The following is a 22,948-nucleotide window of genomic DNA, read 5'->3' on the forward strand; positions in this document are numbered from 1 at the left end:
ACCCGGGCTCCGCGCGAAGCCGACGCTGGCGTTGTCGCCCGTTTTGCGCTAGCACGACCCGGCCCGCGCACGAGAAACGCCCCCGGCACGAGGCCGGGGGCGTTTCAGGAACGGGGCTTTACTTGAAGGCGTCCTTGACGTCTTCGCCGGCCTTCTTGGCGTCGGCCTTCACCTGGTCGGCCTTGCCCTCGGCCTCGAGGCGCTCGTTGTTGGTCGCCTTGCCGATGGTCTCCTTCGCCTTACCGGCGATGTCTTCGGCTGCGTTCCTGATCTTGTCGTCGAGTCCCATGTCGGACTCCTTTCTCTGTGGTGATACCGGTTTCCCGGTTGTGGGCCCGGTTTCCCCCGGGTGGTCTTCCCGGTCTCCCGGGGGCGATGTCACGCCAATTCTCGGTGCTCCGGCGCCATCCGCGCCCTAAGTCCCGTACGAATCGACACATAAGTAGGCATGTCTCGTCCGGTCAGCGCGGCGAGGTTCGACGCCAGCCGGTCGACTTCGAGTGCGACGACGCGCGGCGAGGTGTTGCGGTGCGTGGTGACCGAGACGTGCAGCACGGTCTCTTTCTTCACCTCGGCGGCCGTGACCCTCGCCGATACGATGTCGGTGCGAGCCGAGAGCGTGCGGGTGAGGGCGTCGGAGGCGAACGAATCTTTCACCACCACCCGGCCCAGCGCGTTGTCGTCGGCCGAGGTCTGAAGAACCGACCGCGAGCGTCCGCCGCCGAGTCGGGCGAGGACCACGATCAGCAGCACCAGCACGACGACGATCGCGGCGAGCGCGCCGACGGTCACCCACGACACACCGCTGTCGCCGACCGGGCTGGCCTGCGCGGCGGCTGTCGCGCCGTCGTTGAACTGCCCGGCGGTCGTGCTCCAGACATCGGTGGCCACCGGCCAGACGACGGCGGTGATCAGCGCGGCGCCCGAGGCGAGCAGCACGAGCCCGATGATGAGGAGCAGGATGCGGTTGAGCGCACGGTTCGTCTGATTCATCGGTCCATCTCCGGCTCTTTCGGGCGTGCGATCTTCACGACGGTCTTCACCGAGGGTGTCAGGCGGTAGCCCGCCATCTCTTCCTCGGCGATCACCCGCACACGGGAGGCGTCGATCGGCAACCCCGCGTCGGGGGTGAGGACGACATCGACGACCCGATGGGAGACGCCGACGGTGATGTTCTCGCGGGGGATCCCCGCCTCGTCGCTCACGCGCTGGGCGAGCGCTGCCGCCAGCACGCCGTTGTCGACGACGACGGCGCGGTCACCGAGATCCATGCGGTGCTTCGACAGCCGGCCCGGGGTGAGCGCGAGCACGACGAAGACGAGTCCGACGATCGCGATCACGGCGCCGACGGCGACGACCGCGGCGGGCGGCTGCAGGCGGGGCACACCGGCGAGTTGTCCGACCGCGTCGGCGGGAGCGATGACGAGCGCGGGCTGCGCGAGCACGTGCAGCACGATCTCGACGCCGACGTAGATCAGCCCCAGCATGACCACGACCACCGCGACGATCATCGCGACCGTGCGCGGGGAGTGCGTCTCGCGCCGCACGACGCGAGAAAGAACGCTGTCGCTCATCGGACTCTCCTTCGCGGGGGAATGATCGCGCCGGTCACGGTGACATCGACGCGGGTGACAGCACGACCGGTGAGGTCGGCCACGCTTTCGTGCAGGTTCTGCTGGATGCTGTGGATGCGCTCGATCACGGTCGGCCCGGCGTGCACGGCCTCGGTGTCGTCGAGGTCGGGAACGGGGAGCGGAGACGACACGCGAAGCGCGAGGCCTCCGGCCGACGATCCGAGCTGCACCGACACCTGGTCGCGCTTCACGCCGAACGCCACCGCGGTGGCCTGTTCGGCGACGGCGCGCAACGCCCGGTCGGCGATGGTGGTGCGGCCGGGCAGCGCCGTCGGTTCGGCGGTCGCCGCAGCATCCGCGTCACTCGATCTCGTGGCGGCGACACTGCTGCCGCCACGAGACGCTGCCGTGATGCTCATGACGTCCGTCGGCCCGAGAAGGCGTTCGCCAGCCCGCGCACGTCGAGCTTGCCCGACGCGACGCGTCCGAGGAGCGCTCCGATCCCCATGAAGAGGGCGACGAGCAGGAATCCCCAGAACCCGAACACGAGGGCCGACAGAGCCAGGACGGCGCCGATCAGGGCGCCGGAGATCGTGGCACTCATGCGACGCGCGACTCGTTCTGGTCGTCGTCGTCGTTGTCGTCACCGGGGAGGTGCACGTCGTTGACGTCGACGTTCACTTCGACGACCTCGAGGCCCGCGAGGCGGGTGATGGCCGAAGCGACGGCGGTGCGGACGTTCGCGGCGACCTGGTGGATCGGCTGCGGGTAGTCCACGACGATCACCAGGTCTGCGGCGGCCTGGGTCTCGCCGACCTCGACCTTGACGCCCTGCGTGAGGTCGGTCTGGTTCATCGCGTCGCGGATCGCGCCGAAGGCACGGGCGCCGCCGCCGCCGAGGGCGAAGACTCCGGGAACCTCGCGCGCGGCGATGCCGGCGATCTTGGCGATCACGCTCTCGGCGATCTGCGTGCGGCCACCGGCCGAGTCGTCGTTGTTGGTCGATGCCGCGCTGCCGACGCGGTCGACGCGACCGACCGTTGCGGGCGTGGCCGGGGTGACGGCGGGGGTGGTCTTCTCTTCGTTAGCCATGCGTTTTCTCCTAGCTGTTTCGAGTTCGCGACGCAAGAGCACGCGGCATCCATAGCGCTGCGCGTTAGCGTCGCTCATCAATACGAGGACCGGCGGGCCTCATTCGTCACAAAAAAGTTCAACGGAGTTTTCATGGCGCGACGCGACGGTGAGGCCGCCACCTCACTCGGGGACCTCTCCGACCGCATTCTGGTCGAGCGCGCGAGCGACGGAGACGACCTCGCGTTCGGCGAGATCGTGCGCCGGCACAGCGGTCTGATGCGGGCCTATACCTCACGGATCGTGGGCTCGCTCTCCGAGGCCGACGACGTGGTGCAAGAAGCGTTCGCGATCGCCTGGAAGCAGCTGCCGACGCTCCGCGACGGATCGGCCGTGAAGGCGTGGCTCATGAAGATCGCCAGCCGCGAGGCGTTCGCGCTCCTCAAGAAGAGGACGACGGATGCTGCGCTCGATGACGAGATCGACGCCCCGACCGTGGAATCGACCAACCCCGAATATGTTGCCGTGCACAACGCTAGACTCGCCGCACTCTCGAGGGCCCTCGACGCTCTTCCCGAGGCTCAGCGCACCACGTGGCTGCTCCGGGAGATCGGCGGTTTCAGCTACGACGAGATCGCCGAGCAAGCGGAACTCCCCGTCAGTACCGTTCGCGGCAACCTCGCCCGCGCGCGAGCCAGCATCATGATCCAGATGGAGGGATGGCGATGAGCGAAGCGCATTCCGTCGTGCTGGACTGCGGCAAGACCGTCGACGACCTCAGCGATTACCTGGCCGCCGATCGCCAACCGTACGACGCCGACATCGAAACCTGTCCCGAGTGCCTCAATGCCCTCGACGCGCTCGAGCGTGTCAGCGCGCTCTCACGGAGCCTCATCGAACGTGACGCCCGCGAGCTGCCCCCTCCCCCGTCGACCTGGTTCGATCGCATCATGGATGTCGTCCGCTCCGAGATGCGCGCCGGACGCAGCCTTCCGGTGCAGCATCCTGACCCTCGCGTAGAGGTCACGATCACCGAGGGTGCGGTGCGCGCGCTGGTGCGTGCGGTCGGCGATGCGATCCCCGGGCTGTACGTCGGCCGCGTCGATATCGTCGGCGACGCCGAGGTGGCCGACGCACCGGTCGAGGTGAGCCTCACCGCCACGATCGCCTGGGATCGCTCGGTCGTCGAATCGGCGGCGCTCCTGCGGTCGGCCGTCTACGAGGCCCTCGCCCAGCACACCGACCTCAACGTCGCGGCCGTCAACGTGACCGTCGAAGACGTGCACGGGTTCACGAACACGAAGGATGCGTCATGACCGCTCGCGATGGCGACCAGCTGACCGAGATCGTGCTCGGCGTCGAAGGCGTCGTCGATGCCTTTCCGCCGCCGTCGATTCCCCAGCTGATCGCTGCCGCGGCGGGTGAACTCGAGGCGTCGCGACCCCTCGCTCCGACGCACGAAGGTATGCGCGTCGACGCCCGCATCTCAACGCGCCGCACCGGCCGGAGCGCCGACATCGCCCGCGCCGTCGCCGACGCCCTCGCCGGTCGGTATGCCGATCCCGACGCGCGGATCAGCGTGCAGATCGCCCGCATCCACTGACGCGACCTCCCCGTCATCGGCGCGAAACCGGCGTATGGCAGGATGAACCCGTACTGAACCCCCGGAAGGTGCCATGGAGCTCAGCGACTACATCCGCATCCTGCGAAAGAACTGGCTCGTGATCGTGGTCACCACTCTGGTGGGCATCGCGGTGGCGGCAGGGTTCTCTCTCACCCGGACCCCCCAATTCCAAGCCACGAGCGGTGTGTTCGTGTCGACCCAAGCGGGCGCCACGGTGTCCGAACTGCAACAGGGCTCGAACTTCACCCAGGCGCGCATCGCCACCTACGTCGAGTTGGTGAAGGAGCCGTTCGTTCTCGCCCCGGTGATCAGCAGCCTCGGCTTGGCAATGGGCCCTGACTCCCTTGCCGGACGCGTGACGGCGTCGAGCAAACCTGAATCGTCGATCATCAACATCACCGTCTCCGACGCAGATCCCGCGCGGGCGGCGCTCATCGCCAACGCCGTCGGGGCGAGTCTTGCTTCGTCCATCGAAACGATCGAGACCCGCGATGGCCAGGAAGTGAGCCCTCTTCAGGTCACCCGCGTTCGCGAAGCGCAAGCAGCACGCCTGCCCGTCAGCCCGAACGTTCCGCAGAATCTCGCCCTCGGCGCGCTCGTCGGTCTGGCGCTCGGCGTCGGTGTTGCCGTGCTGCGCGCGGTGCTCGACACCAAGATCCGCAACCCCCGCGACATCGAGGGTCTCACCGACCGTCCGCTCATCGGTGCGATCCCGTTCGACCCGAAGGCGAAGGAACGGCCCCTCATCCTCGAGGCCGATCCCCACAACCAGCGCTCCGAGGCCTTCCGTGCGCTTCGCACGAACCTGCAGTTCCTCGAGATGGACGGCGGCAACATCTTCGTCGTGACCTCGAGCCTGCCCAGCGAGGGCAAGTCGACCACGACCATCAACCTCGCCGTCGCCCTCGCCGACGCCGGCAAGCGCGTGGCGCTGATCGACACCGACCTTCGCAAGCCCAAGGTCGCCGAGTACCTCAACATCGAGGGCGGCGCCGGACTCACCGATGTGCTGATCGGCCGTGCTCGCGTGGCCGACGTCATGCTGCCGTGGGGCAAGCGTCCGCTCTATGTGCTGCCGGCGGGCAAGGTTCCTCCGAACCCGAGCGAGTTGCTCGGATCGAAGCAGATGGGCCAGCTGCTCGAGGCCCTCGGCAACGAGTTCGACATCGTGCTGTGCGACGCGCCGCCGCTGCTGCCGGTGACGGATGCTGCCGTGCTGTCGAAGTTCACGGCCGGCGCTCTCCTCGTGGTCGCCGCGGGCAAGACCACCACGCACCAGTTCAGCGGTGCGCTCGACGCCCTCGAGACCGTGGGCTCGAAGGTCGGCGGTGTCGTGCTCACGATGCTCCCCACGCGCGGGCCCGATTCGTACGGATACGGGTACGGCTACGGCTACGGCGGCTACGGCACTTACGGGGCGGCGCCCGCGAAACAGACCCGCCGCGAGCGCAAGGGCGGAACGCCCCCCGCTGCGGATCCCGTTTCCGAAGATCTCCTGCCCTGACCTCGGAGCGAAATGCCCTTGAGACGTCGTAGCGTCAGCGCCCCCACGAGATTGCTCGTGGGGGTGCTCGTCGCTGTGCTCTCCATCGCGACCGTCGTTCTCGTCGTTCTCGCGCTGCAGAGCGTGCGTCCGACGAACGTCGATGGGGGCGCTTCGCCTCAGCCGACCTATTCGTTCGGGTCGGATCCGACCCCGAGCGCGTCGACGACGACCAGCCCGGCGCCGACGGCGTCCACCGCCCCGACCACGACCCCCTCGGCCGCTCCGGGTGCGTCGTATCCGGGCGCCGAGACACGATATCTGTCGATCGGCTCGAACGGATGGTGGCGGGCGACCGCCGGTGAGTGCGGCGGGGCCGCCCCTCTCGTGGAGCACTCCACCGACGCCGGACGCACCTGGGAAGACGTCACCCCGTATTACCGCGGCCTCGCAGAAGTCGCCTCGCTCGACGCCTTCGCCGGGTCGGAAGCCGAGATGGTCGCCGCCGTCGGCGGAGCCTGCGAGGTGCAGGCCCTCCGCACCTTCACGCAGGGAGAGTTCTGGCAGCCCTACCCCGAGGTGCTCGCCGCCTCCCGCTACCTCGACCCCGCAGACCCCGCCTCTGCCGTCGTGCGCGGCACCCGCATGGCTGCGCCGTGCGCCGAGCCGGCGTCGTTCCGGGCGGCTGGCGATGTCGTCGCGGTCGACTGCGACGGCGCCGTATCGGTGCTCGGTTCGTCGAACGCGTGGCAGCCGCTCCCGGCCACGGGTGCGGTCGCTCTGGCAGCGACGGGTGAGACCGTGCTGACCGCCGCGCCCGCCGAGGGTTGCGCGGGCGTCGCGGTCACGCGCTGGTCGGGCGAGGGCTTCGCAACGACGACCCCGTTGGGCTGTGCGGCCGATGTCGACCCCGCCGCTCCCCTGGCCGTCGCCGCTCTCGACGACGGCGCGGTGGTCTGGTCGGGCGACCGCGTCATCCCCGTCGGCTGAGGTTCGTCGCGCAGGCTTCACCCCCGGTTCGCGCGGCTGTTTTGCGGATCGCGCGGCTCTCCTGTGGCGCGCGCGGCTGTTTTGCGGATCGCGCGGATCTTTTGTGTGACTCGCGCTACTCATTTGTAGATCGCGCGGCCGTTGTGTGCCGACGCGGTCCATATATGCGCAGCGTCAACCGAAAAGGGCAGCGCGAGCCGCTCCGCGCCCGCGCCGACCCGCGCCCGACACGCTCGCAGCATCCGCCCGCCCGCCGCGGTGAAACCGCCCGGCGCACAGCACCCCCCGAGCGCGAGCGGATAAAGTCTCGGCGGGAGGAAATCGGATGCTGCATACGCCGCTCGCACGGGTGCGTCCGGCCGCGGCCACGGTCGGGCGATGGTGTCGCGCTCGGCCCGTCACGCTGCTGATCACCGCCGCGGTCATCGTGCTGAGCTTCACCGGGTTCATCGCGTCGCCGACGGGGTGGGGCTGGCAGGTGCTCGACGAGGGCGTGCCCGAGGTCTTCGTGCAGCGGCACTGGTGGGGAACCATCACCTCGCTCTTCGCGGTGGCCGACCTCGCATCGCTGATCGGCATCGTGCCTCTCCTGCTGATCGTCGTGGGGGCGGCGGAGCGGGTGATGGGCAGCATCCGCACCCTCGTCTCGTACGTCGTCGGCGGCGTCGCAGCGTCGTTCCTCGGGCTCGGGGTGGGGCTCCTCGAAGAGCGTTACCTCGCACTCCTGCCGCTGAACGCCCCGGCGGTCGACACCCTCTCGCCGATCGCCGCCCTGATCTGCACGGCGATGGCGGCGAGCTCGTTCACCGGCGCGCTGTGGCGACGGCGCACGCGACTGCTCGCGACGCTCACCGCCGTGACCTTCTTCCTCTACGCCGGCGGCGCGAACGACCTGTTCTCGCTCCTCGCCCTCCCCCTCGGGCTCGGCCTCGGTTATCTGCTCGGCGGCCGGCGCTCCGGCTTTCGGCTCGTGCGCAGTTCGCACCACGAGAAGCGCGTGCTGCTGGCCGCGCTCACGTTCGTCACCGCCGTGGGCCCGGTCATCGCGACGTTCGCGGGAACCGGCGCGGGGTTGCTGTCGATCTACGGCTTTCTCTCGGACGACCCCGTCACCCTCGTCGACGGTCAGACCTGCGCGTTCGGCTCGCCCGCCGCTCCCTGCCCCGACGCTTTCGATTCGTTCAGCGAGTTGCAGCCCGCTTCCGGATTCATCGCACTGCTGCCGGTTCTCGTCGCCGTCTTGGCGGCCTGGGGAATCCTCAAGGGCCGACGCGCCGCGCTCTGGCTTGCGGTCGGGCTGAACGCCGTCGTCTTCGGCGGCATGCTCTACGTGTTCTCGGTCATCCAGCCCGAGACGGTCGCGGAGATCGCCGAGGTGCGCGACACGGCCGCCGAAGACTTCGTCTGGCAGACGCTCACGAGCAGCCTCGTCGGCGCCCTCGTGCCGCTGGCCGTGGCGATCGTCCTCATCGTCTTCCGGCGCGACGTGCGCGTCGCTTCGACCCACGCCGCGCTTCGTTCGTTCGGTCTCACGGTCGCGATCGCGGCCGCCGCCAACCTCCTGCTCGCCTTCGCGGGGGGCGTGATCGCGTCGAGCGGATACCGGCCGCATCTGGCGGTCGGCGATGTGCTGATCGGACTCCCGCTGCGGCTGCTTCCGCCGACGCTCCTTCCGTCCGACATCCTCACCTTCATTCCCGCCAGCGGCTGGGCGCAGGTGTTCTGGTACCTGCCGTCGCTGCTGTTCTGGGCGACCGCGGCCGTGGCCACGGCGCGACTCGTGCTCGATCCGGGCACGATCAGCGGAGCCTCCGACAGAGCGCGTGCGCGACTCGTGCTCGAACGGGGCGGCGGTGACACCCTCTCGTTCATGACGACGTGGTCGGGCAATTCGTATTGGTTCTCTCCCCAGGCGGATGCTGCCGTCGCCTACCGCGTACGCGGCACCGTGGCCGTCACGCTCGGTGGCGCTTTCGGGCCCGACGCCGCGCGACCCGAGGTGGTGACGGGCTTCGTGGAGTTCTGCGGCGACAACGGCTGGACCCCGGTGTTCTACAGCGTCGACGACCGCGACGGCTCGGCCTATGCGCACCTCGGCTGGCAGCGCATGCAGGTCGCCGAAGAGGCCCTGCTCGACCCGGCCACGTGGAACACCTCGGGCAAGAAGCGCCAGGACATCCGCACGGCGACGAACCGCGCTTCGCGCGAGGGCATCACGGCCCGCTGGACGAGCTGGCACGAGCTGTCGATCGCCGAGCACGCGCAGATCCGCGAGATCTCGGAGGGCTGGGTCGCCGACAAGAGCCTGCCCGAGATGGAGTTCACCCTCGGCGGGGTCGACGAACTCACCGACCCCGCGGTGCGGCTCATGCTCGCCGTGCACGAGAGCGGTCGCATTCAGGCCGTGACGAGCTGGCTGCCCCTGTTCGAAGACGGATCGGTGCACGGCTACACGCTCGACTTCATGCGCCGCCGCGCCGACGCGATGAACGGCATCATGGAGTTCGTCATCGGTGCGGCCGCCGACCACCTGAGAGACGACGGGCTCGACCGCATGAGCCTGTCGGGGTCTCCCCTGGCGTCGATTCACGGCGACGAGGGGGGCGAGCGGGCTCCGATCACGCGATTGCTCGACCGGCTCGGTGCGCTCCTCGAACCGGCCTACGGGTTCCGTTCGCTGCTGAACTTCAAGCGCAAGTTCCAGCCGGAGTTCGTGCCGCTCTGGGCGATCTACCCCGATGCGACCGTGCTGCCGGCCCTCGCGATCGCGCTGGCGAGGTGCTACCTGCCGACCCTGACCCTGGCCGAGGCCGCGCGCATGGCCGGCACGCTCCGCGAGCCCCGCCCGGCGGTGCCGGCGAAGTAACGTCGGTCCCTGAGCCCGTCGAAGGGACGACCGATGCCGCGTCAGCGGTTGAGCCCCCAGTGGTCGGAGATCAGGCCGAGCCCCTGTTCGAAGACGTACGACCAGGTCGCCGCGTCGTGGGCGTTGCCGGCCGACTCCAGGTAGGTGGCCTCCATCCCCGCCGCCTGCGCCTCGGTGTAGAGCGCCTTCACCCCGGGCAAGAACGCCGTGTCGGCGCTCCCCACCCCGAAGACGGCGAACATGTCGTCATAGGGCTGATGTGCCGCCATGATGGCCGCCGGATACGCCGCCGCGTACGCGCTCTCGTCGCCCCCGAAGCCCTGGTCGATGGTGGTCTGGCGGTCGCCGAGCGTCGGGTATTCCTCTCCCGAAGCATCCAGAATCGCACTGAAGAGTTCGGGATGCTGTGCGCCCAGCTGAATGGAGCACGTGCCGCCCTGCGACAGCCCGCCGATTCCCCAGTCGCCGGGAGACGCCAGCACGGGGAGGTTCGCGTTGATCCAGTCGGGCACGTCGGCGGTGAGGTAGGTGGCGGAGTTGCCGAGCGGTGAGTCGACACACATCGGATTCGCGTCGGGGCTGCCGAGCTGGTCGGGCGACACGACGATCGGCGCGAGCCCCTGGTGCGCGGCCGCGTAGGCGTCGAGGCTCTGCTGCAGGTGCGCGGCGGTGAAGACGTCGTCGGGCGAGCCGGGCTGGCCCGACATCATGATGAGCACGGGCAGAAGCGGCGGACTCTCGGTGAGGGCCGCGGGCGGGAGGTAGACGACGGCGTCGCGCGCGTCGAATCCCGACTTGGTGGCGGGGATGGTGACCGACGAGATCGTGCCCGCGGCCGGAAGGTTCGCGGGGGCGGTCCAGTTCGCGATCGTCGGGCGGTCCGACGCATCCCCACCGAACTTCGGCAGGGCGTTGTCGGAGAAGGCGCTGAGGCCGAGCACGCTGCGCACGGTCGTGTACTGGCCGAACGCGATGTTGACGCCCATCGCCCCCGCGGCGACGAAAACGACGATCGAGAGGGGCACCGCGATGACGCGCCTCCAACTGGCGCGCCAGAGCGAGGTCAGCGCGACGGCCACTCCGGCGCAGGCGGCGGCGATCCACAGGCGCGAGGCGAGAGTGAGGTCGACCCCGAAGAGATCCATCTGGTCGGCGAGCACCCAGGTGAGACCCGCGCCCGCGGCGGCGCCGGCGACGGCGGCGATGAGCGCGCGGACGATCCAGCGCCCCCGCTTCCATCGGCCGCTCGGGCGCACGACGACCAGCAGCATCGCGACGACGCCCGCGACGGCGAACACGATGAAAACCGCGGGGCCGGAGAGGATTCCGATGTCGAGCAGAGCGTCCACGCATACCTCAATTCAGACGAGATGCATTAGCATCCTCTCGCCATCTATGAGGATGCCGCAACGGATCCGCCGCGGCATCGAGCGCCGTGCTGCGCCGCCCGACCGCCGCCAGCGGAGGAGATTTCAATAACGGAGGGCGCTGCGGGCAGAATTCATCCTCCGCTAGTGATTTCTCCTCCCCACGACGGGCGGACGGATGCCGCGGCCCCCGCCGGATGCCGCGGGCCAGGCTCAGCCGCGGAGCGGGGGCGAGCCGGCGTTGCGCTCGCGTCGCGCGACCGCGTCGACTACCTCGGCCAGCGCGTCGAGGGAAGAGACGGCGGGCTGCCACCCGAGTTCGTCCCGGGCGCGGGCCGTCGACATCACGGGAACCTGCGTGCCGATGTCGACCCACCCCGGATCGGTCGCCTGCAGCCGCAGCCTCCAGGTGATCTCGACCAGCAGCCGGGCCACGCGCGCACGCACCGGCACCCAGTGCTTCGCACCGATCACGCGGGCGATCGTCGGGGGGTCGAGCACCGGTTCTGCGGCGATGTTGAACGCGCCCGACGCGCGCCGATCGACGATGCGCCAGAATGCGTCGGCGAGGTCGTCGGCGTGCACGGCCTGAAAGATGCCCTGGCTCGGGAACGGCAAGACCGGCGGACGCCACCACCGCAGCACCCCGACGGGTACGAGGGGCCCGAGGAAGAGCGCGGCGAGCTCGGCGCCCGCACCGCCCTGGAACACGAGCCCCGGGCGCACACGGCTCACGAAGATGCCCGGGTGCCCCATCTCGAACGTGTCGAGCAGACGCTCGTTCGCGGCCTTGTGGCGCGAGTAGTGCGCGGTGGCGATGCCACCGGTGGGCCACGATTCGTCGACACGACGCCTCTTCGGCCCGAAGCTGTAAGCCCCCACCGACGACGCGACCACGACGTGGGGAACGGATGCCCCCGCCACCGCCTCGAGCACCCGCTCGGTGCCGTCGACGTTCGTCGCCCGCATCGCCGCCTCGTCGCGGTTCGGCTGCAGTGCCCAGGCGAGGTGGATCACGGCATCCGCCCCCGCGAACGCCTCACGCAGCGGCGCAACCGACCCGACCAGCCCGATGTCGATGCTGACCCACCGCACTCCCGAATACGGAACGACGGATGCGTCGGGCGTGCGCCGCGCGACCCCCACGATCTCGTCGACCCCGGCCGCGTGCAGTCGGCGCAGCACAGCGGTGCCGACGTTGCCGGTCGCGCCGACGACGACCACCTTCACGGACGGCACCGGGCAGCGTCGACGGGTCGTTCATCTTGCAGGGGCATGCCCTCACGGTAGGCCTGGCCGTCGACTTCGCGAGGGGACTTGCGCTCACCCCCTACACGTTGCAGACCCCGCGTCAACCTCTTCGACGTGAGCGCGGATCGGGCTTGTGATGGCCCCTCCCCTACTGATCGGAACGAGAAAATGTCCGCACGCAACACCCTGGTCCGTGCAATGCATGACGTCGGCCTCGCCGCCTGGTTCGGTGGCACGCTCATGGGCGCTGTCGGACTCAACGGCGCCACCGCCAAGGCCGACAAGCCCGCCGACAGACTGCGCCTGTCGTCGATCGGCTGGGCCAAGTGGGCACCGGTGCAGCTCGCGGCGATCGCCGTGCACGGTGTCGGGGGCATCGGCCTCATCGCCGGCAACAAAGCGCGCCTCGCCGGGCAGCCCGAAGCCCGCACCAACACCAACATCAAGCTCGTCGTCACGGGTCTCGCCGGCGCTGCAAGCCTCTACTCCGCGATCCTCGGCGCGACCATCGCCAAGCACGCCGACGAAGGCGGAGAGGGTGTCACCGAGCCCGACGAGCAAGCATCCGCCGCCCTCAAGGCCGCGCAGAGCAAGCAGAAGGTCATGCAGTGGGCGATCCCCGCTCTCACCGGCGTGCTCATCGTGCTCGGGGCCCAGCAGGGCGAGCAGCAGCGCCCGGTCGCCGGCTTCCTGCACAGCCTGACCCACCGCTGACCCCGCCCGACGCTTCGACGAGCTCAGCGACCGGCTTCCCGCAGCGGTCCCTGAGCCTGTCGAGGCCGCGGTCGTGTCGGCGCCGAGCGGAGGAGATTTCGCCAACGGAGGACGTTTCGGGCCGAATCCTTCCTCCGTTGGCGTTTTCTCCTCCCCCAGGAACGAGCGAGCGGATGCTGCGCCCCGTGCAGCACGCGTCGGCAGCCTCAGCGACCGGCTACCCGTAGCGGGCGGCCTACGCGCCGGCCATCATGCGGTCGGCCGTGCGCAGCGACATCGCCATGATCGTCGGTGCGGGGTTCGCGGCGAGGGCGCTCGGGAACACGGAGTTGTCGCTGATCCAGAGGTTCGGGATGTCGTGCGACCGACCGTCGGCGTCGACCACGCCGTCACCCGGATCCGTCGACATGCGGCACGTGCCGATCGTGTGGGCCGTGCGCCCGAGCACGATCGTCTCGCTCGCGCCCGCGGCGCGCATCACGTTCTGCATCACGTCGGTCGCGTGTCGATCGAGGGCCTGCTCGTTCGGTCCCGAGGTGAAATCGATGCGCGCCCTGGGCATGCCCCACTCGTCGAGCTCGTCGACGAGTTCGAGCCGGTTGGCGTCGGACGGCAGGCAGTCGCCGTTGATTCCGATACCGGCATAGAAGCGCGCATTCAGCGCGCGATCGACGAGGTCGCGCCCCCACATCCCGCCCCCGCGGGCGAGCGTCGTCGCGAACGTGAGGGGCATCACGCCGAGACTCTGGATCAGGTAGCCGCCGGCGAAATCAGCATCCGCGGGTCGTCGCATGTCTTCGCTGATGAGCGACGACGGATACCCGCGGTACCCGCGCACCGGCTCGTCGAATCGACCCCAGACCTGCGTGGCACCGTGCGCGAGGAAGTTGCGTCCGACCTGCCCGCTCGAGTTCGCGAGTGCGGTGTGCAGCAGCAGTCGCGGGGTCTCGATCCCCCCGGCCGCGAGCACGAGGGTGCGGCACCGCTGGCGGCGGTCGACGCCGTCGCGGCGGTAGACGACCGCGGCGACCCGGCCCCGGGCGTCGAGTTCGATGCCGTGCACCATCGACTCGGGGCGGATCTCGGCCCCGTAGACGACGGCCGCCGGAAGGTAGGTGTTCGCCGTTGTGGCTTTGGCGTCGAAGCGGCACCCCTGGTGGCAGGCACCGCACGAGACGCACGCTCCGCGCTGCGACGCGTGCGGCTGCAGGCGGGCCCGGGTGAGGACGGCGGCGGGCGCATCGGCCGTGCGGATGCCGACCGCGGCCGCTCCGCGCGCCACGATGTCTGCCGGGGCGTTTCGGCCCGGAGCCTTGTAGGCGTAGGAACGCTCCGGGTCCCACGGATAGGGCATCGGACCCGACACCCCGATGTCGCCCTCGACCCGGGCGACGTACCGCAGCAGTTCGTCGGGGTCGACCGGCCAGTCGCGGCCCTCACCGGTCTCGGTGCGCAGGCGCAGGTCGCGGCGGTCGGGCCGTGGCGCGAACGCCCCCCAGTGCAGGGTCGACCCGCCGACCCCGATGCCGCTGTTGTTCGGACCGAAGGCGGTCGGATCCTCGCCGCCGCTGATCCGCTCCGACATCCAGTTGATGCGCGTGGCCTCGGTCTCGTCGGGCGTGAAGTCTTCGGGTTCGAAGTCGCGGCCCGCCTCGAGGGCGACAGCGCTCAGCCCGCGGCGGGCGAGCTCTGCGAGCAGCGGTGCCCCGCCCGCACCGGTGCCGACCACGACGACGTCGACGATCTCGTCGTCGGAGTAGGTGCGCATGTTCTCGAGGTTCATGCCGGCACTCCCGTCACGCTCGCGGGTTCCCAGGCTTCTCGTCGCCCGGCCCCGAGCTCGGTGAAGCCGCGCAGCGGCAGCGCGGTTCCGCCGGTGGCGAAGCCGTCGAAGCCTGCCCGCGCCGCAGTGGCGGGGTGGGCGAGCCACTGGCGGACGAGATCGACGCGCACGTCTTCGAGCCAGATCTTCAGCTGGGCCGCATCGAAGGGGCCAGCGGTGTCGAGTTCACCCTCGATGGCGGCGCGCAGTGTCCCTTCGGGGTCGTTCCCGGGCCACGATGCCGCCAGCGTTGTCAGCCCCGCGCGATACGCCTCCGGGTCGGGCGGCAGCGCCGCGTGACGCCACCCGTCGCCCTCGCCGCGGGCGAGTTGCGCGTCGACGCGGGCCGCGAGGTCGATCGCCGGGCCATCCTGCGGCAAAACGAGGTCGGCGATCTCGCGCAGCAGCCCGAGCTGCGCAGCATCCATCACCCGCGGCGCATATTCCACGTCGTCGGCGATGGCACGGCGGGCCAGGATGCTGCGCACCTCGACGTCGGTGCGATCCGACGCGATCAGCCGCCCCCACTCGCCGGGCACCTCCGGCGCAGGCTCGATCTCGCGCGCGACGAACGCGTCGAGAGCCTGGCCCGGCTCGTCGGCCGGAGCATATCGGGCCCGGGGGAAGACGCTGCCGACTGCGCCGTGCACAACTCCTGCAGCACGCCCACCCGCAGCCTCGCCCGGGCCGTTGCCCGCCATGGATTGCAGGGGTTGTGCGGGGGTGCCCGACGACAGACCCGGCTCGAGCACGAGCGCGGGAAGATCGAACGACCCCGAGCCCACCTCGGCGGGCCGCACCAGCACGACCCCGACGAGGCCGAAGACCGGGGCTTCGCCGCTCAGCAGCCGATCGACCGCAGCGGCAACGACCGCGCCGGCCTCGCCGGCGCCCCCGAGGAGGAACGGGGCCCCCCGATGCGTCGCGAGCGCGGTCACGACGCCGTCGACGGTGGCGTCGCCCAGGCTGACGACATCGACCCGCCCCGGCAGGGAGTCGAGCTCGTCGCCCGAGGCGTGAACAAAGAAGAGAGTAGCCATCCGCCTACGGTCGCCCACTGCCGTGAATTCGCGGGCGGCTTGCGCCCGAAGCCTCGATACGCAAGACGGATGCTACGGCGTGACCATGCCGCCGTTCACATTCAGCGTTTCGCCCGAGACGTAGCTCGACTCGGGCGACGCGAGGAACACATACGCGGGGGCGATCTCGGCGGGCTGACCGGCGCGCTGGTAGGTGCTCTCGTCGTCGAACGCCTTCATCTGCTCGTCCGAGACGCCGCCGCTGACCTGCAGCGCGGTCCAGGTCGGCCCGGGAGCCACGACGTTCACGCGGATACCGCGGGGAGCCAGCTGCTGGGCGAGTCCCTTCGACAGGTTGTTGATCGCGGCCTTCGTGGCGGCGTAGTCGAGGCGATCGGGCGCGGGTGTGTACGCCTCGAGCGAGGCGGTGTTGATGATCGTGCTCCCCGCGGGAAGGTGCGCGAGGGCGGCCTTCGTGATCCAGAAGTTCGCGAACACGTTCGTGCGGAACGTCTCTTCGAACTGCTCGTCGCTGAGGTCTTCGACGCGTTCGACGGCGACCTGCTTGCCGGCGTTGTTGACGACGATGTCGAGCCCGCCGAGCGCCTCGACGGCCTGGGCCACGAGCTCGCGGCAGGCGGCAGCCGTGGAGATGTCGGTCGCGATCGAGACGCCGGTGCGGCCCGCGGCTCGCACCTCGGCGAGCACGTGGTCGGCGTCGCCCTGCTCGTCAGGGAGGTGCGCGATCACGACGTCGGCCCCTTCGCGGGCGAACGCGATCGCGACGGCGCCGCCGATGCCCGAGTCGCCGCCCGTGATGAGGGCCTTGCGGCCGGTGAGCCGCCCGGTTCCGCGGTAGGTCTTCTCGCCCAGGTCGGGCACGGGCGTCATCTCGGCCTGCACCCCCGGCTCGCTCTGGTGCTGCAGCGGCGGCTCGACGCGGGCGTAGCGGGTGACGGGGTTGTCGAAGGTGAATTGATCGGCCATGCCCCGAACGTTAGGCCGTCGGCCTCACCTGCACCCGGGCCTTGCGCCGGCGCCGTGCGACGGTCGCTAGCGCTTCACCGCCTGATCGAACGCCCCGCGCCGCGAATCGACGATCTGCTTGCCGAGGGGCATGAGCGACACCGGCACGAGCTTGAAGTTCGCGATGCCCAGAGGAATGCCGATGATCGTCAGGCACAGCAGCACGCCCGAGATGATGTGCTCCAGCGCGAGCCACCATCCGGCGAGGATCACCCAGACGACGTTGCCGAGGAACGACCCGACGCCCGCCGTCGGCTTCGAGATCACTTCGCGTCCGAATGGCCAGAGCACGTACCCGGCGATGCGGAACGACGCGATCCCCCACGGAATCGTGACGATCAGCACGCACAGCACGACGCCCGCGGCGACATAGCCGAGGAAGAGCCAAAAGCCCGACAGCACGAGCCAGAGGACGTTCAGTATGGTGCGCATGCGTCGATCATGCCCCCTGCCGAGGGGCGCCGGGTAGGTGCAGCGGTCTGGATCAGCGGCGAGGCGGCTGCGTGGGGCCGTTCTTCGCCTGGCGCGAGCGGAAGAACTTGCGCGCGATCGGCAGCAGGATGGGGGCGAAGCGGAGCAGGATTCGGAACACGGGTACTCATTTCACAGGGGGTCAAGGTGCCGGCTCACGCTAAGTCGCCTTCCCCGGCGCAAAGCCGGGCTTGCGGTATGGGCCCGCCGCGCGTATCGCGCGACCCCGCCCCTACCGATCCCACGGCGGACCGCAACCACCCCGTGCGCCGCCCCACGTCACGGTTAGGGTTTCGGGATGTTCCCCCGCACTCCTCCCCTCTTGTCCTCCGCACGCACGCTGCGCCCCGCTGCCGCGCTCGGGATGTTCGCGGCCGGCGCCCTTCTCTTGGCAGGATGCGCAACCGGACCGCAGCCCGTCGACCCGGCCGTCTCATCGGTGCCCACCGACGCGGCCTCACCCCGGGTGAGCGAGTCGACGGATGCTGTGGCCACGGGCAACGACGCAGCCCTGGCGGCCATCGCCACGGCCGAGAACGAGACCGGCGGCATCGCCTACGAGATCGACCTCGATGACGAGGACTTCTGGGAGGTGCACCTGGCGGTCGGCGACACCGACGTGGAGGTGCGCACCACCGCCGACGGCGCCTCGGTGCGCTCGACCGACACCGACGACACTCTCGACGACGACGACCGGGACGCGGTCGACGCCGCCGACGTGACGTTGATCGTCGCTCTGCAAGCTGCCGTCGTCGAGCACGGCGCGGATTCGCGCGGCGGCGGTGCGCTCGTCGACGAGATCACCGTGAGCGACGACGCGGGACCGATCGCGTGGGAGGTGTCGTTCGAAGACGATGTCGATGTCTACGTGAACGTCGTCGATGGCGCGATCATCCGTCTCGACCGCTGACCTCGTGGGTCAGCGCGCGACCCCTTCGAGGCTGCCGACCGTGCGCACGTTGGGCTCGTAGATCACGCACTGCACGACGCGGTCGCCGCCTTCGGTCCAGCTGCCCTCGGTGGGCGTGTAGGGGTACCAGTCGAGCACCGACTCGGCGTAGGCGAGGCCCACGAACGTGTCGAACTGCGGTGCGCATTCCGCGTCGGCCGCAGCCGTGATGGCCTCCTCGCCGGGGAATTCTCCGTCGGGCATCGTGAACTCGTAGTAGATCTCGTCGTCGTGCGGCTCGGAGCAGGGAACGGCCGGAACTTCGGTCACTTCTTCGGCGTCGGGTTCGTCCATGCAGTCGCCGACCTGCAGCGAGAAGACGTCGGCTGTGCCGGCCTCGGTGACTTCTTGCGTTTCAGCGTCGCGGGCGACCGGGTCACCGCCTCCGATGAGCCCCTGGATCGCCGAGCAACCGCCGAGGGCGACGACCGAAGCGAGGGCGATGGCAGCGAACGTGGAACGGGCGAGAACGCGCATGTGAGTCTCCTGAGGTTTGGCCGCTCTCACCTTAGCGAAACGACTCCCCGCTCGCGGAGCCGTCGCCGCTGACGGCCACACCTCCGCGCAACCTCTTGTTAACGTCACCCGTTATGCCGCCGACACAATCCCCTGCTAGTTTTCAGAAACGGGAGATTCTTCAGGGGAAAGGGATCGACAAACTGTGACGTCGCACCTTAGGGTCGACGCGACATCGACGTCGCAGCGAGCTACCCACATGGATACTGACCGTTCCCGGCTGCCGAGCGATCTTCTCGAGCAGTCACCGACGACCGGCGTCGGCAAGCCGCTCAATGTCCAGGCGACTCCGGGCGCAGACCCGGGTCGCGCGTCGGCCAAGCCGCAGGCGTGGCGCCGCCAGTATGCATGGCGGCTGTGGGTCTCCGACCTGTTCGTGCTCGTCTGGGTGGTCTTCGGTACTCAGATCGCGTGGTTCGGCCTGGGGAACGCACAGGTGTCCATACGCGAGGATTACCGCCTGACAGACGTGTCGTACTGGACGTTCTCGTCGGCACTCGTCGTGGTGTGGATGTGGACCCTCTCGCTTGTGGATTCACGCAGCCACCGAGTCATCGGTACCGGCTCGACAGAATACGTCCGCATCGCGACCTCGAGCTTTCGCCTCTTCGGAGTGATCGCCATCGCCGCTTTCCTCCTGCGAGTCGACGTCGCGCGCGGCTTCCTTCTCATCAGCCTTCCTGTGGGAGTCCTCTTCCTCGTCCTCGACCGGTGGCTGTGGCGCCAATGGCTCCGAGCCAAGCGGCTGAACGGCGAGTATTCGGCAAGGGTGCTGCTCGTGGGTTCCGAGCAGTCCGTTTCGCAGGTAGCGAGCGAACTCGCCCGCCACCCCTACGCGGGTTACCGGGTCGTCGGAGCGTGCATCCCCTCGGGTCGAATTGCGAGCGTGATCGAGGGCACGTCGATCCCGGTGATGGGCTCGGTGTCGGCCGTCGACCGGGCCATTCAAGCGACGGACGCAGACACCGTCGCGGTCACGAGCACGGACGAACTCCCGGCGAACAAAGTCAAAGAGATCTCCTGGGGACTGGAGGCCGGCCGGCAGCACCTGGTTCTTGCGCCGAGCATCGTCGACATCGCCGGGCCTCGCATCCACATGCGGCCGGTGGCCGGCCTGCCCCTGATCCATGTCGAGACGCCCCGGTACTCTCGCGGGCAACGTCTGGTGAAGCGGGCATTCGACCTGTTGCTCAGCGGATCTCTCATCGTCGTCTTGGCACCGGTACTCATTGCAGTTGCGCTTGCCGTCGTTCTGACCAGTCGCGGCCCCATCCTTTACCGCCAGGAGCGCGTGGGCCAGCACGGTCGACCGTTCTCCATGCTGAAGTTCCGTTCGATGCGACAAAACGCCGACCGAGAGCTTCAGTTGCTCCTTGCGGCGCAGGGCACCGAAGAGCAGCCACTGTTCAAGATCACCAACGATCCGCGCATCACCAAGGTCGGCCGCTTCATCCGCAAGTATTCGCTCGACGAGCTCCCGCAGCTGTTCAACGTCCTGACGGGGACGATGAGCGTGGTCGGACCCCGTCCGCAGATCGCGGCAGAAGTCGCTCTGTACACGGGAGCCGCGCATCGGCGACTTCTCGCGAAGCCGGGAATGACCGGCCTGTGGCAGGTCAGCGGCCGCTCGGCACTCTCCTGGGACGATGCGGTCCGTCTCGATCTCTACTACGTAGAGAACTGGTCGCTGCTCGGCGATTTCGCCATCCTGCTCAAGACCGTTCGGGCGGTGATCGCACCTGGCGCGAGCGCCCACTGAGCCCCGACGCCGATGCCCACCTACACCCACAACTTTTGGACTCACATGGACTTCCTGACCCTCGAACGCTTCGGTTCTCAGGCCATCGAGGCGGTTGTCGCTCGCGCAGCAGACGAACGAGGTCTGACAAACGTCTTCAACACCAGCCTCGTCATCCGTGGCGCGTCTACCTTCGTCTCATTCAGAGCCGAAGCGACGCCGGGCGAGAAACCCTTTCGTGCCTATCTTCTTCACCACCGGCCGGACGGCGACGACGATCTTGTCGATCTGAGCGCGCGAACGGCCGAAGCGGGCATCGGCAAGACAGCGGATCCGAAACTCGTCACTCTCAACGACGAGCTCTACGTGACATTCAACACGGGAACCGTGCACCAGGGCGAGAACAGCATCTACCTGCAACGGGTGCACCCGACGCTGGGTCCCCCGCAGCGATGCGTGCTCGCGCCGCGTCGAATGGTGGAGAAGAACTGGGGCTTCTTCTCCCTCCCCGGAGGGGAAGTGGGAGCGCTGTACTCCGTCGCGCCCCTCACCCTGCTGCGCCTCACGGCGGGAACGTTGGGGACGGACGACGAACTGATCTTCACCACCCAACAGGAAGTCGCGATGCCGAGCCGCTTCCCCCGTCTGCATATCGGCTCTCAACCCCTCGTCGGGTCGTCCTCGCGTGCGGTCATCGCCGTCAATCAGCAAAGGCCCATCCCGGGTCTGCCACGAAAGATCTACTTCGGACGAGCGGCCGAAATCGACCTCCACACGGGTCGCCTCACCCGGTTGAGCCGCCGGGCGCTCATTCACTCGTGGCGAGCGATGTTGCCCCAGCGAAACCGGCACAACCCCGGGCTGTTCTCTGCAACGTACTTCGCCGGGCTCGCGCGCGCGGACGACGAGATCCTTCTCAGCTACGGAATCAACGACCTCGACTTCGGAATAGCGCGAATACCTGAAGACCAGGTCTGGCGGTAGTCGCTCATGTCTGAAGGCGGTGGACTCGGAAAGAAGTTCGTCGGCTCGGCCGCATGGGTCTTGCTCGAACAGTGGTCTACGAAGATCGTTTCGCTGCTGCTTTTCGCGATCCTCGCCAGGCTCCTCACGCCGGCCGATTTCGGGCTTGTCGCCCTCGCCACCGCTTTCATCGCCATACTCCAGGTCTTCGTCAACTCCGGGTTCTCCAAGGCCCTCATCCAGAAGCGGACTCTCGACCCGAAGGACGCGAGCACCGCCTTCTGGACATCGATGGCGATTGCCGTCGTGATCTACGCGCTGCTTGCTTTATCGGCAGCCGCTCTCGGCGAGCTCCTCAATCAGCCGGAACTGGCGTTGGTCCTGATCGTTCTCGGTTCGATCATCCCGTTGTCCGCTCTCTCTCGGACGCCGGCGGCCCTGCTGGCCAGAGAATTCTCGTTCAAGTCTCTTTCGGTGCGCACGATGGCGGCCACCGTGGTGGGTGCGGCGATCGCCCTCCCTCTCGCCCTCCTCGGCGCGGGAGTCTGGGCCCTCGTCGCACAGGCCATCGCCGAGGCGGCAGCGGCAGTCATCGTGCTGTGGACATCGACCTCGTGGCGCCCCCAACTCACCTACTCTCTGACGTCCCTCAAATCGCTGTGGCGCACGGGCGTCAGCCTTCTCGGAATCGAACTGCTGGACGCCATCCAGTCCCAAGCGGACAAATTGGTGGTCGGGGTGCTCTTCTCCACCACCGACCTCGGCATCTATTCGCTCGCCCAGAGACTCGGGGTGATGCTTCAGGAGTTGGCGAGTTCGGTGATCACTCGAGTCTCGTTGACGACCTTCTCCCGCGCCCAGGACGATCTGGGTCGGGTGAGTCGCATCTTCCGACAGCTCACTTTCGCGGCCGCTACGCTGAGCTTCCCGGTTTTCGCACTCGTGGCAGTCCTCTCGCCGCAGATCGTCCCGTTCCTGTTCGGTCCCGGATGGGACGCAGCGATTCCGCTGATCTGGATCATGGCGGGGGGCTGGGCGTTCGCGGCCATCGCGATGTTCGACCGGTCGGCTCTCGTGGGCACCGGCCATGCGGCTGCAGCCCTCGGTCTCGCGGTCATACAGAACGTGATCTCCATCGCTCTGGTCTTCGTGTTCGCGCCCCTCGGACTGATAGGCATCGCTTTCTCGCGCTTCGCCCGCATCACGACCTGGCCCATCCGCCTCGTCGCTCTCCATCGGTACATCACCCTGCCCGTGTGGCGATATGTGTGGCAGATCGTGAAATGTGCCCTCGCGGTCGGCCCCGCGGTACTCGCCATCGCCTACTTGCAGACGACGCCGTGGGCGACGGTCCCCCACAGTTTCTGGCTCTTCGCCGTTCCGCTCGGCGTGCTGGGATTCGCCCTGAGCGCTCTCCTGAACTATCTCTTCGCCGACCAGGAGAGCCAGCAGGCCCTTCGCACCCAGATTCGATCGCTGCTCAAGCGGAAACGAGGAAAGTAAC

24 protein-coding genes are annotated in these 22,948 nt (G+C 68.8%); 11 read left to right on the forward strand and 13 right to left on the reverse strand.

Annotated elements, in window-relative coordinates; genetic code table 11:
* Positions 1–118: 118 nt before the first annotated feature.
* From ACFXQA_RS14665 to ACFXQA_RS14690, 6 genes are all read right to left on the reverse strand, one after another.
* A complete protein-coding gene (locus ACFXQA_RS14665) occupies positions 119–289 on the reverse strand; it encodes a CsbD family protein (protein ID WP_394520622.1) in 171 nt (56 codons plus the stop codon).
* Positions 290–378: 89 nt separating this feature from the next.
* Positions 379–993 carry a hypothetical protein gene (locus ACFXQA_RS14670; RefSeq protein ID WP_394520623.1) on the reverse strand — a complete coding sequence of 205 codons (615 nt, stop codon included), beginning with the start codon at positions 991–993 and terminating at the stop codon, positions 379–381.
* Positions 990–1,574, reverse strand: coding sequence for an Asp23/Gls24 family envelope stress response protein (locus ACFXQA_RS14675; RefSeq protein ID WP_394520624.1), 585 nt, complete (start codon positions 1,572–1,574; stop codon positions 990–992). The genes ACFXQA_RS14670 and ACFXQA_RS14675 overlap by 4 nt, the downstream gene beginning before the upstream one ends.
* Entirely contained in the window at positions 1,571–1,993 is a 423-nt protein-coding gene (locus ACFXQA_RS14680; protein ID WP_394520625.1) for a hypothetical protein, read from the reverse strand. The genes ACFXQA_RS14675 and ACFXQA_RS14680 overlap by 4 nt, the downstream gene beginning before the upstream one ends.
* Complete coding sequence (locus ACFXQA_RS14685; RefSeq protein WP_394520626.1) at positions 1,990–2,178, reverse strand: DUF2273 domain-containing protein; 189 nt, start codon at positions 2,176–2,178, stop codon at positions 1,990–1,992. The genes ACFXQA_RS14680 and ACFXQA_RS14685 overlap by 4 nt, the downstream gene beginning before the upstream one ends.
* Positions 2,175–2,666: an Asp23/Gls24 family envelope stress response protein gene (locus ACFXQA_RS14690; protein WP_394520627.1), complete on the reverse strand. Its 492-nt coding sequence runs from the start codon at positions 2,664–2,666 to the stop codon at positions 2,175–2,177. The genes ACFXQA_RS14685 and ACFXQA_RS14690 overlap by 4 nt, the downstream gene beginning before the upstream one ends.
* Positions 2,667–2,798: 132 nt before the next feature.
* On the opposite strand from ACFXQA_RS14690, the gene ACFXQA_RS14695 reads away from it, so the two are divergent.
* From ACFXQA_RS14695 to ACFXQA_RS14720, 6 genes are all read left to right on the forward strand, one after another.
* Complete coding sequence (locus tag ACFXQA_RS14695) at positions 2,799–3,374, forward strand: RNA polymerase sigma factor (protein WP_394520628.1); 576 nt, start codon at positions 2,799–2,801, stop codon at positions 3,372–3,374.
* Positions 3,371–3,961 carry an Asp23/Gls24 family envelope stress response protein gene (locus tag ACFXQA_RS14700; protein WP_394520629.1) on the forward strand — a complete coding sequence of 197 codons (591 nt, stop codon included), beginning with the start codon at positions 3,371–3,373 and terminating at the stop codon, positions 3,959–3,961. Before ACFXQA_RS14695 ends, ACFXQA_RS14700 begins: the two co-directional genes overlap by 4 nt.
* On the forward strand, positions 3,958–4,248 hold the full coding sequence (locus tag ACFXQA_RS14705; protein ID WP_394520630.1) for a hypothetical protein: 291 nt from the start codon (positions 3,958–3,960) through the stop codon (positions 4,246–4,248). The genes ACFXQA_RS14700 and ACFXQA_RS14705 overlap by 4 nt, the downstream gene beginning before the upstream one ends.
* Before the next feature lie 73 nt (positions 4,249–4,321).
* Positions 4,322–5,773: a tyrosine-protein kinase domain-containing protein gene (locus ACFXQA_RS14710; protein ID WP_394520631.1), complete on the forward strand. Its 1,452-nt coding sequence runs from the start codon at positions 4,322–4,324 to the stop codon at positions 5,771–5,773.
* Between the two features lie 57 nt (positions 5,774–5,830).
* Complete coding sequence (locus ACFXQA_RS14715) at positions 5,831–6,742, forward strand: hypothetical protein (protein WP_394520632.1); 912 nt, start codon at positions 5,831–5,833, stop codon at positions 6,740–6,742.
* A 325-nt stretch (positions 6,743–7,067) separates the two neighbouring features.
* On the forward strand, positions 7,068–9,608 hold the full coding sequence (locus tag ACFXQA_RS14720) for a phosphatidylglycerol lysyltransferase domain-containing protein (protein ID WP_394520633.1): 2,541 nt from the start codon (positions 7,068–7,070) through the stop codon (positions 9,606–9,608).
* Between the two features lie 41 nt (positions 9,609–9,649).
* Here ACFXQA_RS14720 and ACFXQA_RS14725 read toward each other — a convergent pair whose 3' ends face one another.
* Together ACFXQA_RS14725 and ACFXQA_RS14730 are read right to left on the reverse strand one after the other, a co-directional pair.
* A complete protein-coding gene (locus ACFXQA_RS14725) occupies positions 9,650–10,957 on the reverse strand; it encodes an alpha/beta hydrolase (RefSeq protein WP_394520634.1) in 1,308 nt (435 codons plus the stop codon).
* Positions 10,958–11,188: 231 nt separating this feature from the next.
* Positions 11,189–12,205 carry an NAD-dependent epimerase/dehydratase family protein gene (locus tag ACFXQA_RS14730; RefSeq protein WP_394520653.1) on the reverse strand — a complete coding sequence of 339 codons (1,017 nt, stop codon included), beginning with the start codon at positions 12,203–12,205 and terminating at the stop codon, positions 11,189–11,191.
* Positions 12,206–12,394: 189 nt separating this feature from the next.
* Between ACFXQA_RS14730 and ACFXQA_RS14735 the strand changes: the two genes are divergently transcribed.
* Entirely contained in the window at positions 12,395–12,940 is a 546-nt protein-coding gene (locus ACFXQA_RS14735) for a hypothetical protein (RefSeq protein ID WP_394520635.1), read from the forward strand.
* A 235-nt stretch (positions 12,941–13,175) separates the two neighbouring features.
* Here ACFXQA_RS14735 and ACFXQA_RS14740 read toward each other — a convergent pair whose 3' ends face one another.
* The 4 genes from ACFXQA_RS14740 to ACFXQA_RS14755 form a co-directional block, all read right to left on the reverse strand.
* Positions 13,176–14,723, reverse strand: a complete 1,548-nt coding sequence (locus ACFXQA_RS14740; RefSeq protein ID WP_394520636.1) for a GMC oxidoreductase — start codon at positions 14,721–14,723, stop codon at positions 13,176–13,178.
* Positions 14,720–15,802 carry a hypothetical protein gene (locus tag ACFXQA_RS14745; protein ID WP_394520637.1) on the reverse strand — a complete coding sequence of 361 codons (1,083 nt, stop codon included), beginning with the start codon at positions 15,800–15,802 and terminating at the stop codon, positions 14,720–14,722. Before ACFXQA_RS14745 ends, ACFXQA_RS14740 begins: the two co-directional genes overlap by 4 nt.
* 72 nt (positions 15,803–15,874) lie before the next feature.
* Positions 15,875–16,768 carry an SDR family oxidoreductase gene (locus tag ACFXQA_RS14750; protein ID WP_394520639.1) on the reverse strand — a complete coding sequence of 298 codons (894 nt, stop codon included), beginning with the start codon at positions 16,766–16,768 and terminating at the stop codon, positions 15,875–15,877.
* A gap of 66 nt (positions 16,769–16,834) precedes the next feature.
* Complete coding sequence (locus ACFXQA_RS14755; protein ID WP_394520640.1) at positions 16,835–17,239, reverse strand: YccF domain-containing protein; 405 nt, start codon at positions 17,237–17,239, stop codon at positions 16,835–16,837.
* A gap of 337 nt (positions 17,240–17,576) precedes the next feature.
* Between ACFXQA_RS14755 and ACFXQA_RS14760 the strand changes: the two genes are divergently transcribed.
* Positions 17,577–18,188 carry a hypothetical protein gene (locus tag ACFXQA_RS14760; protein ID WP_394520641.1) on the forward strand — a complete coding sequence of 204 codons (612 nt, stop codon included), beginning with the start codon at positions 17,577–17,579 and terminating at the stop codon, positions 18,186–18,188.
* 9 nt (positions 18,189–18,197) lie between these two features.
* Here ACFXQA_RS14760 and ACFXQA_RS14765 read toward each other — a convergent pair whose 3' ends face one another.
* The gene (locus tag ACFXQA_RS14765; RefSeq protein ID WP_394520642.1) at positions 18,198–18,704 is read right to left on the reverse strand and encodes a septum formation family protein; all 507 of its coding nucleotides are present in this window, start codon (positions 18,702–18,704) and stop codon (positions 18,198–18,200) included.
* Positions 18,705–18,942: 238 nt separating this feature from the next.
* Between ACFXQA_RS14765 and ACFXQA_RS14770 the strand changes: the two genes are divergently transcribed.
* From ACFXQA_RS14770 to ACFXQA_RS14780, 3 genes are read left to right on the forward strand one after another with little or no spacing between them, the layout of a single operon-like run.
* Positions 18,943–20,502: a sugar transferase gene (locus tag ACFXQA_RS14770; RefSeq protein WP_394520643.1), complete on the forward strand. Its 1,560-nt coding sequence runs from the start codon at positions 18,943–18,945 to the stop codon at positions 20,500–20,502.
* A 45-nt stretch (positions 20,503–20,547) separates the two neighbouring features.
* Positions 20,548–21,465: a hypothetical protein gene (locus ACFXQA_RS14775; protein ID WP_394520644.1), complete on the forward strand. Its 918-nt coding sequence runs from the start codon at positions 20,548–20,550 to the stop codon at positions 21,463–21,465.
* Between the two features lie 6 nt (positions 21,466–21,471).
* Positions 21,472–22,947, forward strand: coding sequence for a lipopolysaccharide biosynthesis protein (locus ACFXQA_RS14780; RefSeq protein ID WP_394520645.1), 1,476 nt, complete (start codon positions 21,472–21,474; stop codon positions 22,945–22,947).
* Position 22,948: the final 1 nt, after the last annotated feature.

The organism is Microbacterium shimangi (assembly GCF_043556445.1).
Taxonomy (GTDB): Bacteria; Actinomycetota; Actinomycetes; order Actinomycetales; family Microbacteriaceae; genus Microbacterium.

Excerpts from the sequence above, each read along its gene's own strand:
- ACFXQA_RS14690 (WP_394520627.1), bottom strand. The coding sequence starts at position 2,666 with ATGGCTAACGAAGAGAAGACCACCCCCGCCGTCACCCCGGCCACGCCC.
- ACFXQA_RS14775 (WP_394520644.1), top strand. The coding sequence starts at position 20,548 with ATGGACTTCCTGACCCTCGAACGCTTCGGTTCTCAGGCCATCGAGGCG.
- ACFXQA_RS14685 (WP_394520626.1), bottom strand. The coding sequence starts at position 2,178 with ATGAGTGCCACGATCTCCGGCGCCCTGATCGGCGCCGTCCTGGCTCTG.
- ACFXQA_RS14750 (WP_394520639.1), bottom strand. The coding sequence starts at position 16,768 with ATGGCCGATCAATTCACCTTCGACAACCCCGTCACCCGCTACGCCCGC.
- ACFXQA_RS14710 (WP_394520631.1), top strand. The coding sequence starts at position 4,322 with ATGGAGCTCAGCGACTACATCCGCATCCTGCGAAAGAACTGGCTCGTG.
- ACFXQA_RS14755 (WP_394520640.1), bottom strand. The coding sequence starts at position 17,239 with ATGCGCACCATACTGAACGTCCTCTGGCTCGTGCTGTCGGGCTTTTGG.
- ACFXQA_RS14675 (WP_394520624.1), bottom strand. The coding sequence starts at position 1,574 with ATGAGCGACAGCGTTCTTTCTCGCGTCGTGCGGCGCGAGACGCACTCC.
- ACFXQA_RS14670 (WP_394520623.1), bottom strand. The coding sequence starts at position 993 with ATGAATCAGACGAACCGTGCGCTCAACCGCATCCTGCTCCTCATCATC.
- ACFXQA_RS14770 (WP_394520643.1), top strand. The coding sequence starts at position 18,943 with ATGGATACTGACCGTTCCCGGCTGCCGAGCGATCTTCTCGAGCAGTCA.
- ACFXQA_RS14745 (WP_394520637.1), bottom strand. The coding sequence starts at position 15,802 with ATGGCTACTCTCTTCTTTGTTCACGCCTCGGGCGACGAGCTCGACTCC.
- ACFXQA_RS14780 (WP_394520645.1), top strand. The coding sequence starts at position 21,472 with ATGTCTGAAGGCGGTGGACTCGGAAAGAAGTTCGTCGGCTCGGCCGCA.
- ACFXQA_RS14735 (WP_394520635.1), top strand. The coding sequence starts at position 12,395 with ATGTCCGCACGCAACACCCTGGTCCGTGCAATGCATGACGTCGGCCTC.
- ACFXQA_RS14700 (WP_394520629.1), top strand. The coding sequence starts at position 3,371 with ATGAGCGAAGCGCATTCCGTCGTGCTGGACTGCGGCAAGACCGTCGAC.
- ACFXQA_RS14680 (WP_394520625.1), bottom strand. The coding sequence starts at position 1,993 with ATGAGCATCACGGCAGCGTCTCGTGGCGGCAGCAGTGTCGCCGCCACG.
- ACFXQA_RS14765 (WP_394520642.1), bottom strand. The coding sequence starts at position 18,704 with ATGCGCGTTCTCGCCCGTTCCACGTTCGCTGCCATCGCCCTCGCTTCG.
- ACFXQA_RS14695 (WP_394520628.1), top strand. The coding sequence starts at position 2,799 with ATGGCGCGACGCGACGGTGAGGCCGCCACCTCACTCGGGGACCTCTCC.
- ACFXQA_RS14720 (WP_394520633.1), top strand. The coding sequence starts at position 7,068 with ATGCTGCATACGCCGCTCGCACGGGTGCGTCCGGCCGCGGCCACGGTC.
- ACFXQA_RS14705 (WP_394520630.1), top strand. The coding sequence starts at position 3,958 with ATGACCGCTCGCGATGGCGACCAGCTGACCGAGATCGTGCTCGGCGTC.
- ACFXQA_RS14665 (WP_394520622.1), bottom strand. The coding sequence starts at position 289 with ATGGGACTCGACGACAAGATCAGGAACGCAGCCGAAGACATCGCCGGT.
- ACFXQA_RS14760 (WP_394520641.1), top strand. The coding sequence starts at position 17,577 with ATGTTCCCCCGCACTCCTCCCCTCTTGTCCTCCGCACGCACGCTGCGC.
- ACFXQA_RS14740 (WP_394520636.1), bottom strand. The coding sequence starts at position 14,723 with ATGAACCTCGAGAACATGCGCACCTACTCCGACGACGAGATCGTCGAC.